The sequence below is a fragment of the Xanthobacter versatilis genome (assembly GCF_043193975.1).
In the GTDB taxonomy this organism is placed as follows: Bacteria; Pseudomonadota; Alphaproteobacteria; order Rhizobiales; family Xanthobacteraceae; genus Xanthobacter; species Xanthobacter autotrophicus_E.
Genome location: NZ_JBAFVB010000001.1, coordinates 579,250 through 599,638 on the forward strand (window position 1 = coordinate 579,250; position 20,389 = coordinate 599,638).

At 68.2% G+C, this 20,389-nt stretch carries 19 protein-coding genes; 9 read left to right on the forward strand and 10 right to left on the reverse strand.

From position 1 onward, the window contains the following. Positions 1 to 37: 37 nt before the first annotated feature. From V5F66_RS02540 to V5F66_RS02555, 4 genes are all read right to left on the reverse strand, one after another. Complete coding sequence (locus V5F66_RS02540; RefSeq protein WP_394093162.1) at positions 38 to 271, reverse strand: hypothetical protein; 234 nt, start codon at positions 269 to 271, stop codon at positions 38 to 40. A gap of 112 nt (positions 272 to 383) precedes the next feature. After that, complete coding sequence (locus tag V5F66_RS02545) at positions 384 to 731, reverse strand: cupin domain-containing protein (RefSeq protein WP_049775882.1); 348 nt, start codon at positions 729 to 731, stop codon at positions 384 to 386. 10 nt (positions 732 to 741) lie between these two features. Then, entirely contained in the window at positions 742 to 2,142 is a 1,401-nt protein-coding gene (locus tag V5F66_RS02550; protein ID WP_394093163.1) for an MFS transporter, read from the reverse strand. A gap of 93 nt (positions 2,143 to 2,235) precedes the next feature. Then, entirely contained in the window at positions 2,236 to 2,535 is a 300-nt protein-coding gene (locus V5F66_RS02555) for a hypothetical protein (protein WP_394006655.1), read from the reverse strand. A gap of 169 nt (positions 2,536 to 2,704) precedes the next feature. Here V5F66_RS02555 and V5F66_RS02560 point away from each other — a divergent pair, with 169 nt between their 5' ends. Beyond that, positions 2,705 to 4,525, forward strand: coding sequence for an AI-2E family transporter (locus V5F66_RS02560; protein WP_394093164.1), 1,821 nt, complete (start codon positions 2,705 to 2,707; stop codon positions 4,523 to 4,525). 120 nt (positions 4,526 to 4,645) lie between these two features. Here V5F66_RS02560 and V5F66_RS02565 read toward each other — a convergent pair whose 3' ends face one another. After that, positions 4,646 to 9,481: an NAD-glutamate dehydrogenase gene (locus tag V5F66_RS02565; RefSeq protein ID WP_394093165.1), complete on the reverse strand. Its 4,836-nt coding sequence runs from the start codon at positions 9,479 to 9,481 to the stop codon at positions 4,646 to 4,648. Positions 9,482 to 9,756: 275 nt separating this feature from the next. On the opposite strand from V5F66_RS02565, the gene V5F66_RS02570 reads away from it, so the two are divergent. From V5F66_RS02570 to V5F66_RS02600, 7 genes are all read left to right on the forward strand, one after another. Next, positions 9,757 to 10,359, forward strand: coding sequence for a peroxidase-related enzyme (locus V5F66_RS02570; protein WP_394093166.1), 603 nt, complete (start codon positions 9,757 to 9,759; stop codon positions 10,357 to 10,359). Positions 10,360 to 10,485: 126 nt separating this feature from the next. Continuing rightward, complete coding sequence (locus tag V5F66_RS02575) at positions 10,486 to 11,064, forward strand: hypothetical protein (RefSeq protein ID WP_394093167.1); 579 nt, start codon at positions 10,486 to 10,488, stop codon at positions 11,062 to 11,064. A 207-nt stretch (positions 11,065 to 11,271) separates the two neighbouring features. Then, positions 11,272 to 12,042 (forward strand): ABC transporter ATP-binding protein, encoded by a 771-nt coding sequence (locus V5F66_RS02580; protein WP_012113456.1) that lies wholly within the window; start codon positions 11,272 to 11,274, stop codon positions 12,040 to 12,042. Between the two features lies 1 nt (position 12,043). Further along, on the forward strand, positions 12,044 to 12,757 hold the full coding sequence (locus V5F66_RS02585) for an ABC transporter ATP-binding protein (RefSeq protein ID WP_012113457.1): 714 nt from the start codon (positions 12,044 to 12,046) through the stop codon (positions 12,755 to 12,757). A gap of 51 nt (positions 12,758 to 12,808) precedes the next feature. Beyond that, positions 12,809 to 14,014 (forward strand): ABC transporter substrate-binding protein, encoded by a 1,206-nt coding sequence (locus V5F66_RS02590; protein ID WP_012113458.1) that lies wholly within the window; start codon positions 12,809 to 12,811, stop codon positions 14,012 to 14,014. A 65-nt stretch (positions 14,015 to 14,079) separates the two neighbouring features. Next, the gene (locus V5F66_RS02595) at positions 14,080 to 14,961 is read left to right on the forward strand and encodes a branched-chain amino acid ABC transporter permease (RefSeq protein ID WP_012113459.1); all 882 of its coding nucleotides are present in this window, start codon (positions 14,080 to 14,082) and stop codon (positions 14,959 to 14,961) included. A 10-nt stretch (positions 14,962 to 14,971) separates the two neighbouring features. Then, positions 14,972 to 15,964: a branched-chain amino acid ABC transporter permease gene (locus V5F66_RS02600; protein WP_012113460.1), complete on the forward strand. Its 993-nt coding sequence runs from the start codon at positions 14,972 to 14,974 to the stop codon at positions 15,962 to 15,964. A 116-nt stretch (positions 15,965 to 16,080) separates the two neighbouring features. Here the strand turns inward: V5F66_RS02600 and V5F66_RS02605 are convergent, their stop codons facing one another. The 5 genes from V5F66_RS02605 to V5F66_RS02625 all read right to left on the reverse strand — a co-directional run bounded on the left by V5F66_RS02605 (position 16,081) and on the right by V5F66_RS02625 (position 19,923). After that, complete coding sequence (locus V5F66_RS02605; RefSeq protein WP_012113461.1) at positions 16,081 to 17,226, reverse strand: benzoate/H(+) symporter BenE family transporter; 1,146 nt, start codon at positions 17,224 to 17,226, stop codon at positions 16,081 to 16,083. Positions 17,227 to 17,289: 63 nt separating this feature from the next. After that, on the reverse strand, positions 17,290 to 18,129 hold the full coding sequence (locus tag V5F66_RS02610) for a penicillin-binding transpeptidase domain-containing protein (RefSeq protein ID WP_394093168.1): 840 nt from the start codon (positions 18,127 to 18,129) through the stop codon (positions 17,290 to 17,292). Further along, positions 18,129 to 18,971, reverse strand: a complete 843-nt coding sequence (gene panB / locus V5F66_RS02615) for a 3-methyl-2-oxobutanoate hydroxymethyltransferase (protein ID WP_149575533.1) — start codon at positions 18,969 to 18,971, stop codon at positions 18,129 to 18,131. The genes V5F66_RS02610 and panB overlap by 1 nt, the downstream gene beginning before the upstream one ends. Positions 18,972 to 19,004: 33 nt before the next feature. Beyond that, on the reverse strand, positions 19,005 to 19,571 hold the full coding sequence (locus V5F66_RS02620) for an NnrU family protein (protein WP_394006667.1): 567 nt from the start codon (positions 19,569 to 19,571) through the stop codon (positions 19,005 to 19,007). A gap of 85 nt (positions 19,572 to 19,656) precedes the next feature. Continuing rightward, positions 19,657 to 19,923: a hypothetical protein gene (locus V5F66_RS02625; protein ID WP_394093169.1), complete on the reverse strand. Its 267-nt coding sequence runs from the start codon at positions 19,921 to 19,923 to the stop codon at positions 19,657 to 19,659. Here V5F66_RS02625 and V5F66_RS02630 point away from each other — a divergent pair. Beyond that, the gene (locus tag V5F66_RS02630; RefSeq protein WP_157048215.1) at positions 19,922 to 20,383 is read left to right on the forward strand and encodes a L,D-transpeptidase; all 462 of its coding nucleotides are present in this window, start codon (positions 19,922 to 19,924) and stop codon (positions 20,381 to 20,383) included. The genes V5F66_RS02625 and V5F66_RS02630 overlap by 2 nt on opposite strands. Positions 20,384 to 20,389 lie beyond the last annotated feature (6 nt).

The window sequence follows — 20,389 nt, forward strand, 5'->3', positions numbered from 1 at the left end:
CGGGCCGCCGGAACCGGCTCCGGCGCCCCGGTTCCTGTCATTTCAGCGCTTCGAGGGTGCCGTGGCGCTGCCAGGTGGTCGCCCGCAGGCGCGGTGCCAGCCACCAGGACAGCGGCAGCGACACGATGGTGGTGGCGGTCACCACCCAGGGTAGGAGGGCCATGGCCTCCCGCGCCAAAGGTGTCAGCAGCACCAGAAGCAGACCGGCGAAGAACAGCACCGCCTGGATCATCATGAACAGCATGGCTGCGATTTGAAGCCGCACAGACATGGGTTTCACCCCTCCTGATTGAAGTCTCGGAAGGGCAACAGTCGCGGAGCCGGCAATGTTCCGTAGCCTGTGTCCGGGAGTGTCCTCGCGTTCAGGCCCGGCTTGCCGCGCTCTAACCTGTGGAGGTCTGGGCGGCGGGTGCCTTCGGCAGGTGCACCACATAGAATTTGCGCACCGCCGTCACGCTCTTCCAGGTTCCGGTGAAGCCCGAGGGAATGAGGAAGGAGGCGCCGGCCTCATAGGTCTCGGTGTGGCCGGAGGCGTCGGTGAGTTCCACCGTGCCTTCGATGAGGACGCAGAACTCGTCCTCCTCATAGGTCACGGCGATCTCGCACGGGTGCGAGGCCCAGAAGCCGGCGGAGAAGGCGCCGGTACGGTCCTGATACCACTCATGCACAGTGGTGCTGGAGGCCGCCTCCACGGCGGGCCTGGGATCGAAGCGGATGGAGCGGACGGTCATTGCGGCCTCCCTAATCCTGTGTCGCATCGGCATCATGTGCCCCCGCCCGCCCGCGCACCAGCACGGCGCCAAGGGCGAAGAAGGCGACGAGCACTGCCACCCCCGCCTTCTGGCTGCCGGTGGCTGCCGTCACCAGCGCCACGCAGGTGGGGGCGGCGAACGAGGTGATCTTGCCCGAAAGGGCGAACAGGCCGAAGCATTCCGCCATGTTTTCGGCCGGCGCAAGCCGAACCAGCAGGGTGCGGCTTGCCGCCTGCAACGGCCCGGCCACTGCGCCGATAAGCAGGCCCAGTCCCAGATAGATCTTCTCCGGCACCGAGCCGAAGAGCCCGCTGCCCGGCGCGGTGGGTACCAGGCCAAAGAGGACCGCGCCGCGATCCAGCGAGAGCAGGCCGATGCAGGCAATGAGCAGCACCAGCAGCGCGCCCAGGATCACCGTGCGCGGCCCCAGTGCGTCGTCGATCCAGCCGCCGGCCAGCGCGCCGGCGGTGCCGGTGAGGGTGAGAAGGATGCCGAAGATGCCGATCTCGATGGAGCCCCAGCCGAAGGTGCCCGCCGCATAGATGCCACCGAAGGCGAACAGCGCCACCAACGCATCCGTATAGACCATGTTGGCGAGGAGGAAGCGCGCCAGCACCGGGCGCTTCTTCAGGCGCGGGATCAGACGGCGGATCTCGCCGAGCCCGGTGCGGATGGCCTCGCCCATGGGCATGGCGCGGGGCGCGTCGGGCACGAACAGGAACATGGGAATGACCAGCACGGCATACCATAGCGCCGTCAGCGGCCCGCTGAAGCGGTCGCCCTCCCGTGCCGCCGCATCGAGCCCGAAGGCCGGCGGGCGGCCGAGGAGGGTCAGGCCGGTGTCGGGCTGGGTGGCGAAGAAGCCGAGCATCAGCGCCAGCGCCACCAGCCCGCCGAAATAGCCCGCCGCCCAGCCGGCGCCCGACAGCCGTCCCAGCCGTTCCTTGGGCACCAGGGCGGGCATGATGGCATTGTTGAAGACGGTGGCGAACTCCACCCCGATGGTGCCGATGGCGAAGGCGGCGAGCACGAGGGGGATGCGTGCCGTGTTCCCCGGCTCGGCGAACCACAGTGCCGCCGCGCCCGCCATCATCATCAGCCCGAAGGCGAAGATCCACGGCTTGCGCCGCCCCGCCGCATCGGCCACCGCCCCGAGCACCGGAGAACACACGGCGATGACGAGCCCCGCCGCGCCGGTGGCGAAGCCCCACAGCGCCTGTCCCTCGACCGGCGTCGCCGCCACGGCCGATGCGAAATAGGGCGCGAAGATGAATGTGGTGATGAGTGTGAAATAGGGCTGGCAGGCGGGATCGAACAGGATCCAGCCGAAGATGGCCCGGCGCGGGACTGGGAGGGCAGGAACAGGCGGGGAAGGGGAGGTGTCAGGCATGCCGGATCCGGACGGGTCAGGTCCGGCCAAGGGCGCACAGGACGCGCCGCCGCGCAAGAGCGGCGTCGCGTCAGGCCGTCGTGCCGGTGGCGCTCACTCCGGCAGGTCCGGCATGGGCTCGGCGCCCTTGGGCACCACGTGCTCCACCAGCGTCGCCACCGCGTCCCGGACCAGCACGGCGGCGCCGATGGGCGTGGCGGAAAAGAACTCCTCCTTGACCGTGTTCCCGGAGGCGTCGTCGAAGGCGGAGGTGGCAGCGCGCACGCTCACCGCTTCGGTCACGAGATAGCCGTCCTTCACCAGGTCCCGGCCCATGGCCTTGGGCGGACGCTTGTCGCGCACGTGCAGTTCGCCGTCCGGGTCCCCCCGCAGCGTGACGCGATAGATGAACATGGCCTTTCCTCCTGCGCTCGTAGATGCGAACGCCCATTGTCGTCCCGGCGTTCCGTCAAGGGGAGCGGTGGTGGCGTGGCGGGCGGTGGTGGCATGGCCGTGGATCGCAAAGCCGCGCCCGAGCGTTATGCCCCTGCGCGGTGCTGCGCGCGGGCAAGAGGGATTGGTGATGCTGCGTTCGGGTGAACCGTCCTTCAAGTTGCCCGTGCTCGGACCCGGGCAGGATCGGCTCGTCACCTTCTTCGCCGCCATCGCCATCGTCACGGTGCTGTATCTGGGGCGCGACGTTTTCGTGCCCATTGCCGTGGCGATCCTGCTCGCCTTCGTGCTGGCGCCGGTCATCATGGTGTTGCGCCGCATCCGCATCCCGCGCACGGCAGCGGTGGTGACGGTGGTGCTGGTGACTTTCCTCGGCCTCATGGCGCTCGGCGGGATGATCGCCCTGCAGGTCACCGACCTTGTGGCGGAACTCCCCCAGTACCGCATGAACATGCGGGACAAGATCAAGTCCCTCAAGGAGGCCGCCAGCGGCTCCGGCACCTTCGAGCGCACGATGGATCTGGTGCAGGACCTCAGCCGCGAGATCGACGGTCCGCAGGCCGGGCAGGGGCTGGCGGCGGGCACAACCGACGGGCGGCCGGTGCTGGTGGAGGTTCACGAGCCGCCGCCGGGCACGCTGGGCACAATCTCGGCGGTGGTGACGCCCCTGCTGCATCCCCTCGCCACCTTCGGCATCGTCTTCATCTTCGTGCTGTTCATCCTGCTGCAGCGTGAGGACCTGCGAAACCGCTTCGTGCGGCTCGCGGGTGCGCACGATCTCCAGCGCACCACGGCGGCCCTCGACGATGCGGGGAGCCGGCTGTCGCGGTTCTTCCTGGCCCAGGTGGCGCTCAACGCCTCCTTCGGCGCGGTCATCGGGCTCGGCCTTTGGATCATCGGCGTGCCGAGTCCCTTCCTGTGGGGGCTGGCGGCGGCGGTGCTGCGCTTCGTGCCCTACATCGGCGCGGCCATCGCGGCGGCCTTGCCCATCGGCCTCGCGCTGGCGGTGGATCCCGGCTGGACCATGGTGCTGTCCACCGTCGCCCTGTTCCTGGTGGTGGAGCCGGTGGTGGGCCATGTGATCGAGCCCCTGCTCTATGGCCGCTCCACCGGCCTGTCGCCGGTGGCGGTGATCGCGGCGGCCACCTTCTGGACCTGGCTGTGGGGGCCGATCGGGCTGCTGCTCTCCACCCCGCTCACGCTCTGCCTGGTGGTGCTGGGCCGGCACGTGGAGAGCCTTGAATTCCTCGACGTTGCGCTGGGCGACCAGCCGCCCCTGTCGGCCAGCGAGCTGCTCTACCAGCGCCTGCTGGCGGGGGATCCGCTGGAGGCGGCGGCCGCCGCGGAGGAGCACCTGAAGGAGAAGTCGCTCGCCGATTACGCCGATCAGGTTGCGCTGCCGGCGTTGCGGCTGGCCCAGCGCGATGCGGCCCGCGGCGTGCTGGATGAGGCGCGCCAGACCCGCCTCAAGGAAACCCTCGCCGAGCTGCTCGACTACCTGCCTGATCCGGGCGACCTGGTCGGTCCGCCGACCGAGGGCACCCCTCACGTCCTCATCCTGTCGGCCCGCTCCGGGCTGGACGAGGCGGCGGCGCTGCTGTTCGCCCACCGGCTGCGCCAATCCGGCTTGCGGTGCGAGACGCGCTCGCGGGGCGGGCTCGGCCGGCCCGTGGGGGAGGAGGTGAACCTGTTGGTTCTGTCCTATCTGTCGCCGGCCACGCCCGCGCACCGGCGCTACACCATCCGCCGCCTGAAGCGCGATGCGCCGGGCCGGCGGGTGATCGTCGCCGACTGGGGCATCGAGCAGGGGCAGCCCGAGCGGCTCGAAGGCGAGGACGCCGTGGTCAACTCCATTGCGGCGGCGATGGAGGCGGTAGCGACGCTGCCGGAGCCCCCCGCTGCTCCCGCCCAGGCTGCCGCACCGGCAGTGTTGCGGGCCGGCGCGGCCTGATCCGGCTGACGCCATCGGGCGCAGGCGGCGCCGGGACAAACCTGCGGCCCCGGTCGGGTCCGGGGCCGCAGGTTGCAGATCAACGGCCCCGGTTGTTGACCGGGGCCGGGAGGGCGCGGCTCAGCTGCGCACCAGGTCCGAGAGCAGGCTCGCGGCCAGCGTCAGCTTGGAGAGGCTGAGGCCGGAGGCCGCGATCTCGCGCACGGTGCGGCGCATGCGCTCCACCTCCTCGTGGCGGGCGCAGATAAAGGCGTTCACCGCCGCTTCCCCCGCCACGTCGTCCACCAGCATCAGCTCGGTGATGCGGCGCATGAAGGTCTCCAGCTGGGCCAGAGACCGGTCGAGGGCGAGCCGGTCGTAATAGTCCGGAGCCAGGATGCTGCGGGCCTGCATGAACAGGTCGTCGATGGCGAAGGTCCGCCCCGCCGCGAAGAAGGTGCTGGCGGCGCTGGGGATGGACTTGCCCGTGGTCTCGGCGATGAGGGCGATGTCGGAGGCCGCCGCCAGTCCCGGCATGAAGGCGATCTTGCGGGCGAGGTCTTCCGGCACGTTCTGGCCGATGAGGTCGGCCATGCGCGCCTCGCGCTCGCGGCGCCAGGCCTCCGGCAGGCTTTCTTCCAGCACGGCGGCCACCGCCGCGATCCCGGTGCGATAGCGCTCCACCACCCCGGCGATGCCATCGGCGAAGGAGACGTTGCCAAGGAACCAGATGGTGCGCCCCACCACCAGGTCCTGCACCGCGGCGTAGAGGCCGAGCTGCACTGCGCCCGGCACCTTGGTGTCGAGGGCGTCGATGGCGGCGTTCAGCTCCGGCACATGGTAGCTGTCGCGCACGGCGGCGAAGGCGCGGGCGATGGCCGGGGCGTCGGCGCCGGTCTGGTCGGCGATCCGGGCGAGGCACGACGGCCCGCCCTGGTTGACGATGGCATTGGACAGGCCGGTGGCGATGATCTCCCGGTGCAGCCGGTGGGTCTCGATGGCGTGGGGGTAGCGTTCCTTGATCTCGCGCGGGAAGTAATTCACCAGCTCCCCGGAAAGATAGGCGTCGTCCGGCACGTTGGAGGCGACGAGGTCCTGGTCCAGCGCCAGCTTGGCGTAGGCGAGCAGCACCGCCAGCTCGGGCCGGGTGAGGTGTTCCCCGCGCGAGCGCCGGTCGGCGATCTCGGCGTCGGAGGGCAGGAATTCCACCGCCCGGTCCAGCTCGCCGCGCGCCTCCAGCATCTGCATCAGGCGCTGCTGGAAGGCGAGGTCGTCCGCGCCCTTGTTCTCGGCCAAGGACAGCGCCAGCGTCTGCAGATAGTTGTTGCGCAGCACGAGGGTGCCGACCTCGTCGGTCATCTGCTTCAGCAGCGCGGCGCGGTCGGGGGTGGTCAGGTCGCCCCGCTCCAGCGGCAGGGCGAGGGCGATCTTGATGTTCACCTCCACGTCGGAGGTGTTGACGCCGGCCGAATTGTCGATGGCGTCGGTGTTGAGCTTCACGCCCCGGCGCGCAGCCTCGATCCGGGAGCGCTGGGTCATGCCGAGGTTCGCGCCCTCGCCCACCACCTTGGCGCCGAGGTCACTGGCTGCGATGCGCACCGCATCGTTGGCGCGGTCGCCCACCTGCGCGTCGGTTTCGGTGGAGGCGCGCACATAGGTGCCGATGCCGCCGAAGAACAAGAGGTCCACCTGCGCCTTCAGGATGGCGGTGATGAGTTCGGCCGGCGTGGCATGGGCCTTGGGGAAGCGCAGCAGGGCCCGCACTTCGTCCGACAGGTCGATGCTCTTGGCGCTGCGCGGGAACACGCCGCCGCCCTTGGAGATGAGCGATGCGTCATAGTCGGCCCAGGAGGAGCGGGGCAGGTTGAACAGGCGCTCGCGCTCGGCGAAGGAGGACGCCGGGTCCGGGTTGGGATCGATGAAGATGTGGCGGTGGTCGAAGGCCGCCACCAGCTTGAGCGCGCGCGACAGCAGCATGCCGTTGCCGAACACGTCGCCGGACATGTCGCCGACGCCCGCGACCGTGACCGGGGTCACCTGGATGTCGATGTCCATCTCGCGGAAGTGGCGCTTCACCGCTTCCCAGGCGCCGCGGGCGGTGATGCCCATGGCCTTGTGGTCGTAGCCCACCGAGCCGCCGGAAGCGAAAGCGTCGTCCAGCCAGAAGCCGTGGCGGGCCGAGATGGCGTTGGCTGTGTCGGAGAAGGTGGCCGTGCCCTTGTCGGCCGCCACCACGAGATAGGGGTCGTCGCCGTCGAGGCGCACCGTGTCGGCAGGGTGCACCACCTGCCCGCCCTTCAGGTTGTCGGTCAGGTCGAGCAGGCTGGAGACGAAGATCTCGTAGGCGGCGGTGCCTTCGGCCATCACCGCCTCGCGGCTGCCGCCGGCGGGCAGGCGCTTGGGCACGAAGCCGCCCTTGGCGCCCACAGGCACGATCACCGCATTCTTCACTTGCTGGGCTTTCACGAGGCCGAGGACCTCGGTGCGGAAATCCTGCGGCCGGTCGGACCAGCGCAAGCCGCCGCGCGCCACCTTGCCGAAGCGCAGGTGCACGCCTTCCACTCGAGGCGAATAGACGAACACCTCATAGAGCGGGCGGGGGAGGACGAGGCCCTCCACCTTCGCGCTCTCGAACTTGATGGCGATGGCCTCCTTGGGCCGACCCTCGTCATCGCTTTGGTAGAAGGTGGTGCGGATGGCCGCGTCCACGAGGTTCACGAAGCGCCGCAGGATGCGATCCTGGTCGAGGCTCGACACCTCGGCGAGTTCGTCGTCGATGGCGGCGCGCAAGGGCGCCTCACGGGCAGCGCGCGCCTCGGCCGAGGGATCGAGCGTGGGGTCGAAGCGGGCGTGGAATAGGGCCATGATGGAGCGGGCGAGCGCGCCATGGGCGTTCAAGGTCTGCCAGATATAGTCCTGGGAGAACGGGATGCCCGCCTGCCGGATATAGTGGCCGAGCGCACGCACCAGAGCCACTTCGCGGAAGGAGAGGGCGGCGTCGAGCACCAGCGCATTGTAGCCGTCGTTCGCCGCCGCGCCGCGCAGCACGGCGTTGAGGCAGTCCTCCAGTCGCTCGTCGGCACCCGCCATCGAGATGGAACCGCCATCGGCGCGCTCCAGCGTCATGTCGTGCAGCCAGCTGCGCGCCGCCTCGCCGGTGGGTTCGATGCGATAGGAGCGCTCGTTGATGGCCCGAAGGCCCATGCTCTCCAGCATGGGCACGCGGGTAGAGAGGGGCAGTGGCGCGCCGAAGGAGAGGAGGCGCAGGGAGATGCGCCGCTCGTCGTCGCCCGGGCGGCGGTAGAAGTCGAGGGCGACGGGGCGCGCGGGTGTCAGGCGCTCCAGCCGGTCGATGTCGGCGAGTGCGGTCGCGACGTCGTATGCCGCCTCGTAGTCAGGGCCGAACGCGAAAGCGTAGCGGTGCTTCAGGAGCGCCGCCATTTCCCAGTCAATGCCGGGCAAGGCGGAAATGGCGAAGCCGAGCCGGTCGCCCCAGGAAAGCATGGCATTCGCCACCTCCCGTTCCAGCGCGACGCGGTCCACCTCCGGAATGCGGCCACCGCTGCGATCGATGATGTAGTGGACGCGGATGAGCGGGATGCCAGTGACGAAGTCCTGATCGACCGATGCCACCCTGCCTTCGAAGGCACGGGCGAGGATGGCGCCTGTCTTGTCCCGCACTTCCGCGTCGAACCGCTCGCGGGGCAGGAAGACGAGGACCGAGACGAAGCGGTCGAACCGGTCCGCGCGCGCCATCACCTTGAGGCGTGGACGGTCGTAGAGAGAGAGGATCTCGCGAGCGTGGACCAGCAGCGTTTCCGTGCTGATCTGGAACAGGTCGTCGCGCGGATAGGTCTCGAGCAGGGTCTGGAGGGCGTGGGCCGAATGGCTTCCGGGCTCGAGGCCGGTTTCCTTCACCACCGATGCCGCCTTGAGCCTGAGATACGGAATCTCGCGCACCGGCTGGGTGTAGGCGGTGGCGGTGAACAGGCCAATGAGGCGCACCTCGCCCACCACGCGGCCGTCGTCGTCATGGGCCTTTATGCCCACGTAGTCCATCATGTCGCGCCGATGAACGAGCGAGCGCAGGCTGGCCTTGGTGAACAGCAGCGGGGAGGGGCTTTCGAGGAAGGCACAGATCTCCGGCGTCGTCACCACCGGCTGGTTGCCGAGGCGCAACTCGTGCACATCGGGATCGCGCAGGATGCCGAGGCCGCTGTTGGGCTCCGCCCTGAGGCTTCCGTCCGCGATGAGTTCATAGTGCCGTAGGCCGAGGAAGACAAAGTTGTTCTCGGTCAGCCATTCCAGCACATCCGCGGCCTCCTCCTGGGCGTCGGCATCGTAGGGGCGTTTCTCGCGGCGATAGCCCTTGCTCAGGCTCCTCACCTGCTTGCGCATTGCGGAGAAGTCGTCGTTCACGACTCCCACGTCCTTGAGCACCCTTGCGAGGACGGCCTTGAGCTGCGTCCGCTCCGCCTCGCCCATGGCCGGGACGTGAATGTGGATCAGGCTCTCGCGGTTCTCCTCGGACAGCTCGCCCCTGCGGAGAGGAAGCTCCAGCCCGGTCACGGCGCCTTCCGCGTCGCGCTCCACATGGAGGATGGGGTGGGCGGCGAGCTTCAGTTCCAGCCCGCACTCGATGATTTCACCGGCCAGCGAAGTATAGAGGAACGCCATGTCGTCGTTCACCGCCTCGATCACGGTGACCGGCCCGCCATGAAGCTCAGGATTGAAAATGCGCACGGAGGACTGCCCCCGGGGCCGGCTTGAGACATGGGACCACGCCTCGGTCAGCAGTAGGGCGACGCAGGACGGCGTGAGGGGAGCGAGATCTTCGAGCGCCGTGGCGGAGAGGAAGGTGTCGACGAAGCCTGCGGGCAGGGATGGGGCCTGCGCCGCGATCTGCGCCTTCAGCTCTGCCAGGCTGGTGGGATCCCCCCAATTGATCGCGCCGGCTTGAAATCCCATGATGTTCATGGCCTTTCCCCCTGTGGAGCGCCGGCCGGCTCCGTCTGTGATGGATCCGGTAACGGGCGAGTTCTGGACCCGGGTTGTGGACCGGGCCGGCAACGCGACAATGACGAGGCGACGCGATGGCGATGAAGGTGAGGGCAGGCGTGGGCGCCGAAAAGGGCAAAAGCGGGACTGCTGAAAATAAAGGCGCGCCTGTGAAAAAGGCGTCAGCCAAACAGGCTCCCTCCACAACGGCGGCGGCCGTGCGGCGGGCGTCGAAAACGCCGGTCGCGAAGGCCGTGGCGCCCGCTCCAGCGCGGGTGCGGGACGACCTTCCGGCCATCGCGCTTCCGCTGTCGCCGGCGGGGCTTGATCCTGCCAACCGGGCGTATTTCGACAAGTGCCTGGAGAAGATCGGCTTCGTTCCGAACGTGCTTCAGGCCTATGCGTTCGACATGGCGAAGCTTTCGGCTTTCGCGGCCATGTACAACGACCTGATGCTCGCGCCGTCCGGCCTCTCAAAGTTGGAACGGGAGATGATCGCGGTGGTCGTGTCCGCCGTGAACCGCTGCTACTACTGTCTCACTGCCCACGGTGCGGCGGTGCGCCAGCTGTCCGGCGATCCCATCCTGGGCGAGCAATTGGTGATGAATTATCGCGCCGCAAGGCTCGATCCCCGCCGGCGCGCCATGCTCGACTTCGCCGCCAAGCTCACCGAACGCCCCAACGAGGTGGAGGAGGAGGACCGCGAGGCCCTGCGCCGCGTCGGTCTCTCGGAGCGGGACATCTGGGATGTCTCGGCGGTGGTGGGCTTCTTCAACATGTCGAACCGAATCGCCTCGGCCACCGACATGCGCCCCAACGAGGCCTACCACGCCCAGGCCCGCACCCTGCCGGAGTGAGGGGGCTGCTCCCGGTCCTGCCGGTGTCGGCGACGGTCCGCGGCTCAGGCTGGCGGCCCGTGCGCTGAAGTTGTATTTCGTCGAGAGGTATATCTCATGAAATACATCTGAGGGCGGGTGGCGGCCATGGCATCCTTGGCAGATTCGGTGCGCGGCAGACGGCGCGGAGCCGTTGAGGCGGTTGTATCGCTGTTCTTCCCGCTGCTCCTGACGGTCGGATTTCTCGTCGCAGCCGCTGGAGTGGGCAGGGCGCAACCAGCCGTCCCGCCGGAGGATTGCGACCGCGCCGCCTGGCCGCTGGCGACGGACCGGGCGCGGCTCGCGGCGCCCGGCCTGCGCCCGGTGCGAAACGGCGACACGCTGGTTCTGCCGAACGACAGCGCCTTGCGCTTCATCCTGGTGCCGCAGGCGGGAGCGAATCTCCCCGTCCGGCCACGCCATGGAGAGGAGGGAGCCTTCGCCGGGGTGGTGGACCTGAAGGTGCCACCACCCGAGCGGCTATGGCAGGTCACGGTTTCGGCAAATACCTGGATCGACGTGGTGGTCAGCGGCCGACCCCTGACGCCTGTCGCCTTCACCGGGGTGCACGCCTGTCCCGGCCTGCGCAAGAGCCTGCGCTTCAGGATTCCGGACGGCGACGTGCGGCTCCAGGTGTCGGGCGCGGAGGGCGCGCGGCTCGATCTCCTGATCACGCCCGTGGATTAAGCAGTCATACGCCCGCGTCGCACATGCCCAAGTCAAGATCGAGATAGACAAATGTCACGACAGCAGTCTATTGACGCTGCCATGGCGTAACGTGCTAGTTTGCGCCGCAAGATGAAGTGCACCGCAAAAGGTGCCGATCCGGAGGAATTTGGCCAGGGGAACGCTCGCTGTCTCCATCGGCCGCAATAGCGAGGGCACCTTACGATCATGGACACCGTCTCAGACGTGCCCTACATCGTTGAAGCGTCTGGTCTTACCAAGGAATTCAAAGGATTTGCTGCGGTCAAGAACGTTGACCTCAGGATCCGGCGTCACACCATTCACGCCCTGATCGGGCCGAATGGCGCGGGCAAGACCACCTGCTTCAACCTCATCACCAAGTTCCTGGAACCGACCCGGGGCACCATCCGCCTGAACGGGAAGGACATCACCCGCACGCCGCCGGCGGATGTGGCCCGGCTCGGCATGGTGCGCTCGTTCCAGATCTCCGCCACCTTCCCGCACCTCACCGTGCTGGAGAACGTGCGCATCGCGCTGCAGCGTCCCATCGGCAACTCCTTCCATTTCTGGAAGTCGGAGACTTCGCTGGACGCGCTGAACGACCGCGCCATGGCGCTTTTGGCCGACGTGGACCTGATCTCCTACGCCAAGCATCTTGCGGTTGAGCTTCCCTACGGCCGCAAGCGGGCGTTGGAGATTGCCACCACGCTGGCGCTGGAGCCGGAGATGCTGCTGCTCGACGAGCCCACCTCCGGCATGGGCCGCGAGGACATCGCCCGCACGGCGGACCTCATCAAGCGCGTGTCGGAGGGGCGCACCATCCTAATGGTGGAGCACAACCTCTCGGTTGTGTCGGACCTCTCCGACATGATCACCGTGCTCGCCCGCGGCGAGATCCTCACCGAGGGGCCCTATTCCGAGGTGTCGAAGAACCCGCAGGTCGTCGAGGCCTATATGGGCACCGGTGGAGCGCATTGAGATGGCCGCGAACGGAACTCCCCTGCTCGAGGTGAAGGACCTGCACGGCCACTATGGCGAGAGCCATGTGTTGCACGGCATGAACTTCGAGGTCCATCCCGGCGAGGTGGTGACGCTCTTGGGCCGCAACGGCGCCGGCAAGACCACCACCATGCGGGCCATCATGGGCCTTTTGCGCAAGCGCGCCGGCTCCATCCGCTACCAGGGCACTGAAACGGTTGGTTTGCAGCCCAACAAGATCGCCCGGCTCGGCATCGCCATCTGCCCCGAGGAACGCGGCATCTTCGCCTCGCTCTCGGTGCGCGAGAACCTGCTGCTGCCGCCGGTTGTCCTGCCCGGCGGGCTGACCGTGGACGAGGTCCACGAGCTGTTCCCCCGGCTGGAAGAGCGCCGCAACAGCCAGGGCACCAAGCTGTCCGGCGGCGAGCAGCAGATGCTGGCCATCGCCCGCATCCTGCGCACCGGTGCCAAGCTGCTGCTTCTGGACGAGCCGTCGGAGGGACTTGCCCCGGTGATCGTCCAGCATATCGGCCAGATCATCCGGGACCTGAAGAAGAAGGGGTTCACGGTGCTGCTGGTGGAACAGAACTTCCACTTCGCCTCCACCGTTGCCGATCGCCACTACGTGGTGGAACACGGTCGGGTGGTGGACATGGTCCCCAACGACAAGATCGCGGAAAACGCGGCGCGTCTCGAAGCGTTCCTCGGCGTTTGACGCCGGGTTCCTGACAGAGAATTCCGGCTTGCAGCCGGCGGGAGGAAACACATGCGTCTTGCAGCCATTTTTCTGGCGGCCAGCAGCCTCATGGGCGCCGGCGCCGCTTACGCCCAGGTTCCGGTCAAGATCGGCGTGCTCAACGACCAGTCGGGCCTTTATGCCGATCTCGGCGGCCAGGGCTCGGTGTGGGCCGCCAAGAAGGCGGTGGAAGATTTCGGCGCCGCCGCCAAGGGCCTCAAGGTGGAGGTGATCTTCGCCGACCACCAGAACAAGGCCGACGTGGGCACCTCGGTCGCCCGCCAGTGGTATGACGTGGATGGCGTGGACGCCATCTTCGACACGCCCAATTCCGGTGTCGCGCTGGCGGTGAGCGGCGTCACCAAGGAAAAGAACAAGGTCTTCATCAATTCCGGCGCGGCGACCTCCGACCTCACCGGCAAGGCCTGCACGCCCAACACCGTGCACTGGACCTACGACACCTGGGCGCTGGCCAACGGCACCGGCAAGGCGATCGTGAAGACCGGTGGCGACACCTGGTTCTTCCTCACCGCCGACTATGCCTTCGGCCATGCCCTGGAGCGCGACACCTCGGAAGTGGTGAAGGCCAATGGCGGCAAGGTGCTCGGCTCGGTCCGCGTACCCCTCAATAACGCCGACTTCTCGTCCTTCCTGCTGCAGGCCCAGAGCTCCAAGTCGAAGATCGTGGGCCTCGCCAATGCCGGCGGCGACACCATCAACTCCATCAAGCAGGCGGCCGAATACGGCATCGTCGACGGCGGCCAGAAGCTCGCCGGTCTGCTCATCTTCCTCACCGACGTGCATTCCCTCGGCCTCAAGACCGCTCAGGGCCTGAACCTGACCTCGGCCTGGTACTGGGATCAGACCGACGCCAACCGCAAGTTCGCCGATGCCTTCGCCGCCGCCAACGGCGGGCGTCGCCCCACCATGGTGCAGGCTGGCGTCTATTCCGGCGTCACCCACTACCTGAAGGCGGTGGAAGCCCTGAAGTCGGCCAAGGACGGCGCCGCCGTGGTGGCCGAGATGAAGAAGATCCCCACCGACGACCCGCTGTTCGGCAAGGGTGAGGTGCGGGCCGATGGCCGCCACATCCATCCCATGTACCTCTACGAGGTGAAGAAGCCCTCCGAGTCCAAGGGCCCGTGGGACTACTACACCCTGAAGGCCACGATCCCGGCGAACGAGGCCTTCCGGCCCCTCGCCGACAGCGAGTGCCCCCTCGTCAAGAAGGGCTGATGCTCCAATTCAGGTGGGCCGGCCTTAAGGGCCGGCCCGCGTCCTCCTGACGAGACGGATCTTCGATGTTCGAGCTTCTCGGCATTCCCCCGCAGGCCCTTTTCGGGCAATTGCTGCTCGGCCTGATCAACGGCGCGTTCTACGCCATGCTGAGCCTCGGGCTCGCGGTGATCTTCGGCCTTCTGAACGTGATCAACTTCACCCACGGCGCGCAATACATGATGGGCGCGTTCGGGGCGTGGATGCTGCTTAACTATGCCGGCATCCCGTTCTGGGGCGCGCTGGTGCTGTCGCCCATCATCGTGGCCATTATCGGCATGGTGATCGAGCGCACCCTGCTCAAACGGCTCTACCACCTCGACCATCTCTACGGCCTGCTGCTCACCTTCGGCCTCGCCCTCATCCTCGAGGGCCTGTTCCGCCGGCAGTACGGCTCCTCGGGCCTGCCCTACAACAATCCGCTGCCGGGCGGCACCAACCTCGGCTTCATGTTCCTGCCCAACTACCGCGCCTTCGTAGTGGTGGCCTCCCTCGTGGTGTGCATCGCCACGTGGTACGTGATCGAGCGCACCAAGCTCGGCTCCTACCTGCGCGCCGCCACCGAGCGGCCGGACCTGGTGCAGGCCTTCGGCATCGACGTGCCGCGCATGATCACGCTGACCTACGGCTTCGGCGTGGGCCTTGCCGCGCTCGCCGGCGTGCTGGCCGCGCCGGCCTACCAGGTGAGCCCCACCATGGGCTCCAACCTCATCATCGTGGTGTTCGCGGTGGTGGTGATCGGCGGCATGGGCTCGATCATGGGGGCCATCGTCACCGGCTTCGGCCTCGGCATCGTCGAGGGCCTGACCAAGGTGTTCTACCCGGAGGCCTCCTCCACGGTGATTTTCGTCATCATGGCCATCGTGCTCATGGTGAAGCCCGCCGGCCTGTTCGGCACAGCCAAGTGAGCGCGGCGCAATGAGCACCTCCACCCCCGCCCATCCCGCCGGTGCGCCCGCGGCCTCCGGCTCCGGCGCCAGCGCCGGCACCATCTTCGGCATCCTCGCCATCGCGGTGCTGCTGGCGGCGCCGTTCGGCGTCTACCCCGTGTTCCTCATGAAGGTGATGTGCTTCGCGTTGTTCGCGTGCGCCTTCAACCTGCTTCTGGGCTACACGGGCCTGCTCTCGTTCGGCCACGCCATGTTCTTCGGCGGGTCGGCCTATGTGTGCGCCCACACCATCAAGGTGATGGGCTTCACCCCGGAGCTGGGCATCCTTGCCGGCGTCGTCTTCGCCGCCATGCTGGGTTTCATCTCCGGCCTGCTCGCCATCCGCCGCCAGGGCATCTATTTCGCCATGGTGACGCTGGCGCTGGCGCAGATGTTCTTCTTCTTCTGCCTCCAGGCCCGCTTCACCGGCGGCGAGGACGGCCTTCAGGCGGTGCCGCGCGGGGCGCTGTTCGGCCTCATCGACCTGTCGAAGGATATCAACCTCTACTACCTGGTGCTGGCCATCTTCGTGTTCGGCTTCCTGGTCATCTACCGGGCGATCCACTCGCCGTTCGGTCAGGTGCTGAAGGCCATCCGCGAGAACGAGCCGCGCGCTATCTCTCTGGGCTACCGGGTGAACCAGTACAAGCTGCTCGCCTTCGTGCTGTCGGCGGCGCTGGCCGGCCTTGCGGGAGCGACCAAGGTGCTGGTGTTCCAGCTCGCCTCGCTCACAGACGTGGCCTGGCAGATGTCGGGCGAGGTGATCCTGATGACGCTGGTGGGCGGCATGGGCACCATCCTTGGCCCCATCGTTGGCGCGGCGGTGATCGTGACCATGCAGAACTACCTCGCCGGCCTCGGCGAATGGGTGCTGGTGATCCAGGGCGTCATCTTCGTCCTCGCCGTCTCCCTGTTCCGCAGAGGCTTCGTCGGCGAGGTCATCGCCATCATCCAGCAGTTCAAGGCCAAGAAGGCAGGCTGAGACAGGCCGGTTGATAAAGGCCGGCCGAGAAGGCCTGAGACGCACCTCAAATCCCGCGGCTGACCGGTGTCACCCGCGGGATTTTCGTTTCAGTGGGCCGCTTCAGGCACGGCGCTTCAATTCCGCCGCAGCCGGTCGAGGCCGACGATGAGAAGCCCCGCCGCGAGCCCCCACACCGGCGCCCCGAGGCCGAGGGCCGTGACCCCCGAGGCGGTGGTGGCGAAGGTGGCCACCGCCGCCACCCGGTGCCTGTCCTCGTTCAGCGCCGCGGTCAGCGCGCCGGTTAGCGCTGAGAGCAGGGCGAGGCCGGCGATGGTGGCGATGAGGGCGGGCGGCAGGGCCGCGAACACCCCCACCAGCGAGGCGCCGGCGGCTGCCAGCAGCAGGTAGAAGCCGGCATAGACCGGCCCCGCCAGCCAGCGCCGCCTGGGATCGGGGTGAGTCTCCGGTCCGGTGCACAGGGCGGCGGCGATGGCGGCAAGATTGGTGGCGTGGGCGCCGAAGGGCGCGCTCGCCATGGAGGCAAGGCCGGTGACGGCGAGGATAGGCCGCACCGGAGGCACATAGCCGCATGCGCGCAGCACCGCGAAGCCGGGCAGGTTCTGCGACGCCATGGTGACGAGGAACAGGGGCAGGCCCAGCCCCACCAGAACCGGGGGCTCGAAGCGCGGTGTGGTCCACACCAGGGCCGAGAGCTCGAACTCCGGCATGGGTCCCACCCGACCCAGCAGGACGGCCCCCGCTCCGCCCACCACCAGCGCCGCCGGCACCGCCCAGTTGGGCGACAGAACCCGCACGATGAAGAACACCGCGATCACCGGCAGCACCAGGGCCGGCGATGCCGCCGCATGCTCGGCGAGGGCCATGACGAACCGGACCAGCACGCCGGCCAGCATGGCGGCTGCCACCGCTACCGGAATGCGCCCGACCAGCGTGCCGAGGGGCTTGATCGCCGCGCACAGCACCACCAGCAGGCCGGCGACCAGGAAGGCGCCGGTGGCCGATGCCATGCCGATTCCCGATCCGAAGCCGGCGATGAGCGCCGCCCCCGGCGTGGACCACGCGGCGATGATGGGCATGCGGTAGCGGATGGAGAGAAAGGCGGAGGTCGCAGCGATGGCGAGGCAGATGGCGGCCACCCACGAGGAGGCTTCGGCGGGGCTCGCTCCCACCGCGGCGGCGGCGGCGAGGACGATGGCGAGGGTTCCGCCGAATCCCACGAGCGCCGCGACGAAGGCGGAAACGATGACGGAGACGCGCACGGGGCCTGTCCTTGGCTGAATGGGTCTGGGCGGGAGCGGGAAGGGGGAGGGAAGGCCGCCTGATCAGGGCGCCTGCGCCGCCAGCACCGGGGCGAGGATGGCGATGGCCTGCCGCCGCGCCAGCGGGCCGAGGGGCTCGGGGGGCGCCATGTCGAGGCTGGTGAAGCGCACGAACACCACGGTGTGAGCGCCCTTGCGGGCGAAGCCCACGAACCAGCCGAACGGCTGCGAGAGGTCGAGGCTGCCGTCGGCGTGCCGGCCGCTGCCGGTTCCGGTCTTGCCGAACACCAGCCAGCCGGCGGGCTGCTCCTCAATGGCCATGAGCCGCTCGGTGGCGGTGACCGCTTCTGCCGAGACGGGCAGGGCGCCCTTCAGCATGCGGCGCAGGAAATCGATCTGCTCGCGCGGCGAGATGCGCAGGGACGAGGAGAGCCAGAAGCGGGCCAAAGGCTCGTCCTCACCCTTCAGGCCGCCCATGTTCTCGTTGCCGTAGGCGAAGCCCTTCAGATACCCGGCGATGCGCTCGGGCCCCAGCTGGCGGGCGAGGACCTGGGAATACCAGACCACGGAATTCACCATCCAGGAGCGCGGCGTCTGCGGCCCGCGCGTCTGCGGCCGCGAGAGATCCGCGCCCCCGGGCGGCTCGAACACCGGCTGGGTCTCGTTTTTCAGCAGGCCGGCATCATAGCCCATGAGGGCGAGGGCGATCTTGAAGGTGGAGTTGGGCGGATGGCGGGCGGCGCACAGGCCCTGCTTGGCCAGCACCCGCCCGCTTTCGAGATCGGTGGCGAGGAAGCAGTCTTCCGCCGCCCGCGCCGGCGCGGCGGATATCGCGGCGGCGAGGGCGAGGAGAAGGCCGAGCCCGGCGCGCGACAGGGCGGCTCCGGTCCGGCGCGCAGCCATCAGGAGGCTTTCGCCGGCTTCTCGACGAGGCGCGGGGCGTAGGTGTGCTCGGCGGCGGGGAAGGTGCGGGCGCGCACCTCGTCGGCGTAGCTTGCCACCGCCTTCTCGATGTCGGGGCCGAGATTGGCGTATTTCTTCACGAACTTGGGCACCCGGTCGCCAAGACCTAGCATGTCCTCCAGCACCAGGATCTGGCCGTCGCAGGCGGGCGAGCCGCCGATGCCGATGGTCGGGGGCGCCACCTCCTGGGTGATGCGGCGGGCCAGCGGCTCGGCGATGGCTTCGAGCACGATGGAGAAAGCGCCGGCTTCGGCGATGGCGCGGGCGTCATCGAGGATGATGGAGGCTTCCGCGTCGTCCCGGCCGCGGGCCTTGAACGAGCCCAGCGTGTTGATGGCCTGGGGGGTGAGGCCCACATGGCCCATCACCGGCACGCCGCGATCCACCAGGAAGCGCACGGTCTCGGCCATGCGGCGGCCGCCCTCCAGCTTCACCGCGCCGGCGCCGGTCTCCTTCAGCACCCGGGCGGCGGTGTGGAAGGCTTCCGTATGGCTCGCCTCGTAGCTGCCGAAGGGCAGGTCCACCACGATGAGGGCGCGCTTGGTGCCGCGCACCACGGCGCGGCCGTGGACGATCATCATCTCCACGGTGACCGGCACGGTGGTCTCCATGCCGTGCATCACCATGCCGAGGCTGTCGCCCACCAGGATCACATCCACATGGCGGTCGAGCAGGCGCGCCGTGTGGGCATGGTAGGAGGTGAGGGAGACGATGGGCTCGCCCCCCTTGCGCGCCTGGATCTGCGGCGCCGTGATGCGGCGGGCATCGGCCTGACTGGACATGGCGTTCCTCTTACGTTTCTGGCGCAGGCGGCCTCACATCACGGGCACGCCGATCACATAGGGATGGAATAGGTAAGCGAGCGCGGCATAGAGCACCAGCCCCCCGCCCACCACGAGCGCGTCGCCGGCATAATTGTTGGGCGCCACCGGCAGCGGATCGCCCCGGCGCTTCACCGCGATGCGATCATACACCGCCCAGGCCAGCACCGAGCCGAACAGCACGATGGAGGCGACATCGCCGTTGGCGAGCAGGTGCGCGAGGGCCCAGATCTTCACAGCCACCAGCATGGGATGCTTCAGCCAGGCCTTGATGTGGCTCGGCACCTTGGACGCCACCAGCGCGATGCAGGCGAACACCATCAGCAGCTTGGTGAGATGCGTCATCCCCAGCGGCGGATCCCACAGGTCCGGCGCGCCGGAAGCCCGCCACAAGGCAAAGCCATAGGCGGTGAGCAAAAGGCCGCTGATGGCGAGCAGGGAGAAGAAGCCCTTGTAGGCAGCCTCCCCCACCTGGGCGATGAGCTTGGCCCGAAGACCCCTGAGGCTCCCCACCACATGAATGCCGAGGAAAACCAGAAGGCCGAACAGCATCATCACCATGGATTGATCTCCTTCGCCGACGCGCGGCGGGCGGCCCCCAACGGTCGGCCGGCGCTTCAAACGGCGCGCGGACAATAGACCATTTTCACGCGCAGTGGGCCTTGATGCGCGTGAAGAAAATGCGACGGAACAAGGGTCTAGAGTAGTGTCGCGATTCCGTGAAGGCGGCTGCCACCGGCGCCGGGATATGCGATGGGGTGGCACCCATCGCCTGTCGCATGGGCAGGTCGTGCCCTGCGGTGCAGCCTTGCGTTGCAGCCTTGGCGTGGCAGTATTCTTTCCCGTAGGAGAGGAAGGATACGGCGATGGCTGGGTGGTGGGCCGGCTTCCGTGCGGCGGCAGGATCGGCCATGAAACCTTTGGCGAAACCTTCGGCCGCAGGCGGATGGCGGGCGGTGCCGGTTGCGCTGGCACTGCTCCTGCTGTCGGGCCTCCTCGTCCGGGCCGAGGCGGCGGCGGTGGTGGCGCGGGTGGACCTGTCGTCCCAGCGCATGACGGTCTCGGTGAACGGCGTGCCGCGCTATTCCTGGCTGGTCTCCACAGCGCGACGGGGCTACGTCACGCCCACCGGCGTCTACCGGCCGCAACGGCTCTACCGCGAGTATTATTCGCGCAAGTACTACAACTCGCCAATGCCCTATTCGATCTTCTACAGCGGGGGCTTCGCCATCCATGGCAGCTATGCGGTCAACCAGCTGGGGGGACCCGCCTCCCACGGCTGCATCCGCCTGCATCCCGCCAATGCGGCCACGCTCTATTCCCTGGTGCAGAGCTACGGACCGGGCAACACCACGATCGTGATCACGCGCTGAGGTGGC

Bases quoted from the DNA above. Each gene is read 5' to 3' on its own strand.
- V5F66_RS02630 (WP_157048215.1), top strand. From the start codon at position 19,922: ATGAAACCTTTGGCGAAACCTTCGGCCGCAGGCGGATGGCGGGCGGTG.
- V5F66_RS02600 (WP_012113460.1), top strand. From the start codon at position 14,972: ATGAGCACCTCCACCCCCGCCCATCCCGCCGGTGCGCCCGCGGCCTCC.
- V5F66_RS02555 (WP_394006655.1), bottom strand. From the start codon at position 2,535: ATGTTCATCTATCGCGTCACGCTGCGGGGGGACCCGGACGGCGAACTG.
- panB (WP_149575533.1), bottom strand. From the start codon at position 18,971: ATGTCCAGTCAGGCCGATGCCCGCCGCATCACGGCGCCGCAGATCCAG.
- V5F66_RS02595 (WP_012113459.1), top strand. From the start codon at position 14,080: ATGTTCGAGCTTCTCGGCATTCCCCCGCAGGCCCTTTTCGGGCAATTG.
- V5F66_RS02585 (WP_012113457.1), top strand. From the start codon at position 12,044: ATGGCCGCGAACGGAACTCCCCTGCTCGAGGTGAAGGACCTGCACGGC.
- V5F66_RS02550 (WP_394093163.1), bottom strand. From the start codon at position 2,142: ATGCCTGACACCTCCCCTTCCCCGCCTGTTCCTGCCCTCCCAGTCCCG.
- V5F66_RS02575 (WP_394093167.1), top strand. From the start codon at position 10,486: ATGGCATCCTTGGCAGATTCGGTGCGCGGCAGACGGCGCGGAGCCGTT.
- V5F66_RS02565 (WP_394093165.1), bottom strand. From the start codon at position 9,481: ATGAACATCATGGGATTTCAAGCCGGCGCGATCAATTGGGGGGATCCC.
- V5F66_RS02590 (WP_012113458.1), top strand. From the start codon at position 12,809: ATGCGTCTTGCAGCCATTTTTCTGGCGGCCAGCAGCCTCATGGGCGCC.
- V5F66_RS02580 (WP_012113456.1), top strand. From the start codon at position 11,272: ATGGACACCGTCTCAGACGTGCCCTACATCGTTGAAGCGTCTGGTCTT.
- V5F66_RS02540 (WP_394093162.1), bottom strand. From the start codon at position 271: ATGTCTGTGCGGCTTCAAATCGCAGCCATGCTGTTCATGATGATCCAG.
- V5F66_RS02545 (WP_049775882.1), bottom strand. From the start codon at position 731: ATGACCGTCCGCTCCATCCGCTTCGATCCCAGGCCCGCCGTGGAGGCG.
- V5F66_RS02620 (WP_394006667.1), bottom strand. From the start codon at position 19,571: ATGGTGATGATGCTGTTCGGCCTTCTGGTTTTCCTCGGCATTCATGTG.
- V5F66_RS02560 (WP_394093164.1), top strand. From the start codon at position 2,705: ATGCTGCGTTCGGGTGAACCGTCCTTCAAGTTGCCCGTGCTCGGACCC.
- V5F66_RS02610 (WP_394093168.1), bottom strand. From the start codon at position 18,129: ATGGCTGCGCGCCGGACCGGAGCCGCCCTGTCGCGCGCCGGGCTCGGC.
- V5F66_RS02625 (WP_394093169.1), bottom strand. From the start codon at position 19,923: ATGGCCGATCCTGCCGCCGCACGGAAGCCGGCCCACCACCCAGCCATC.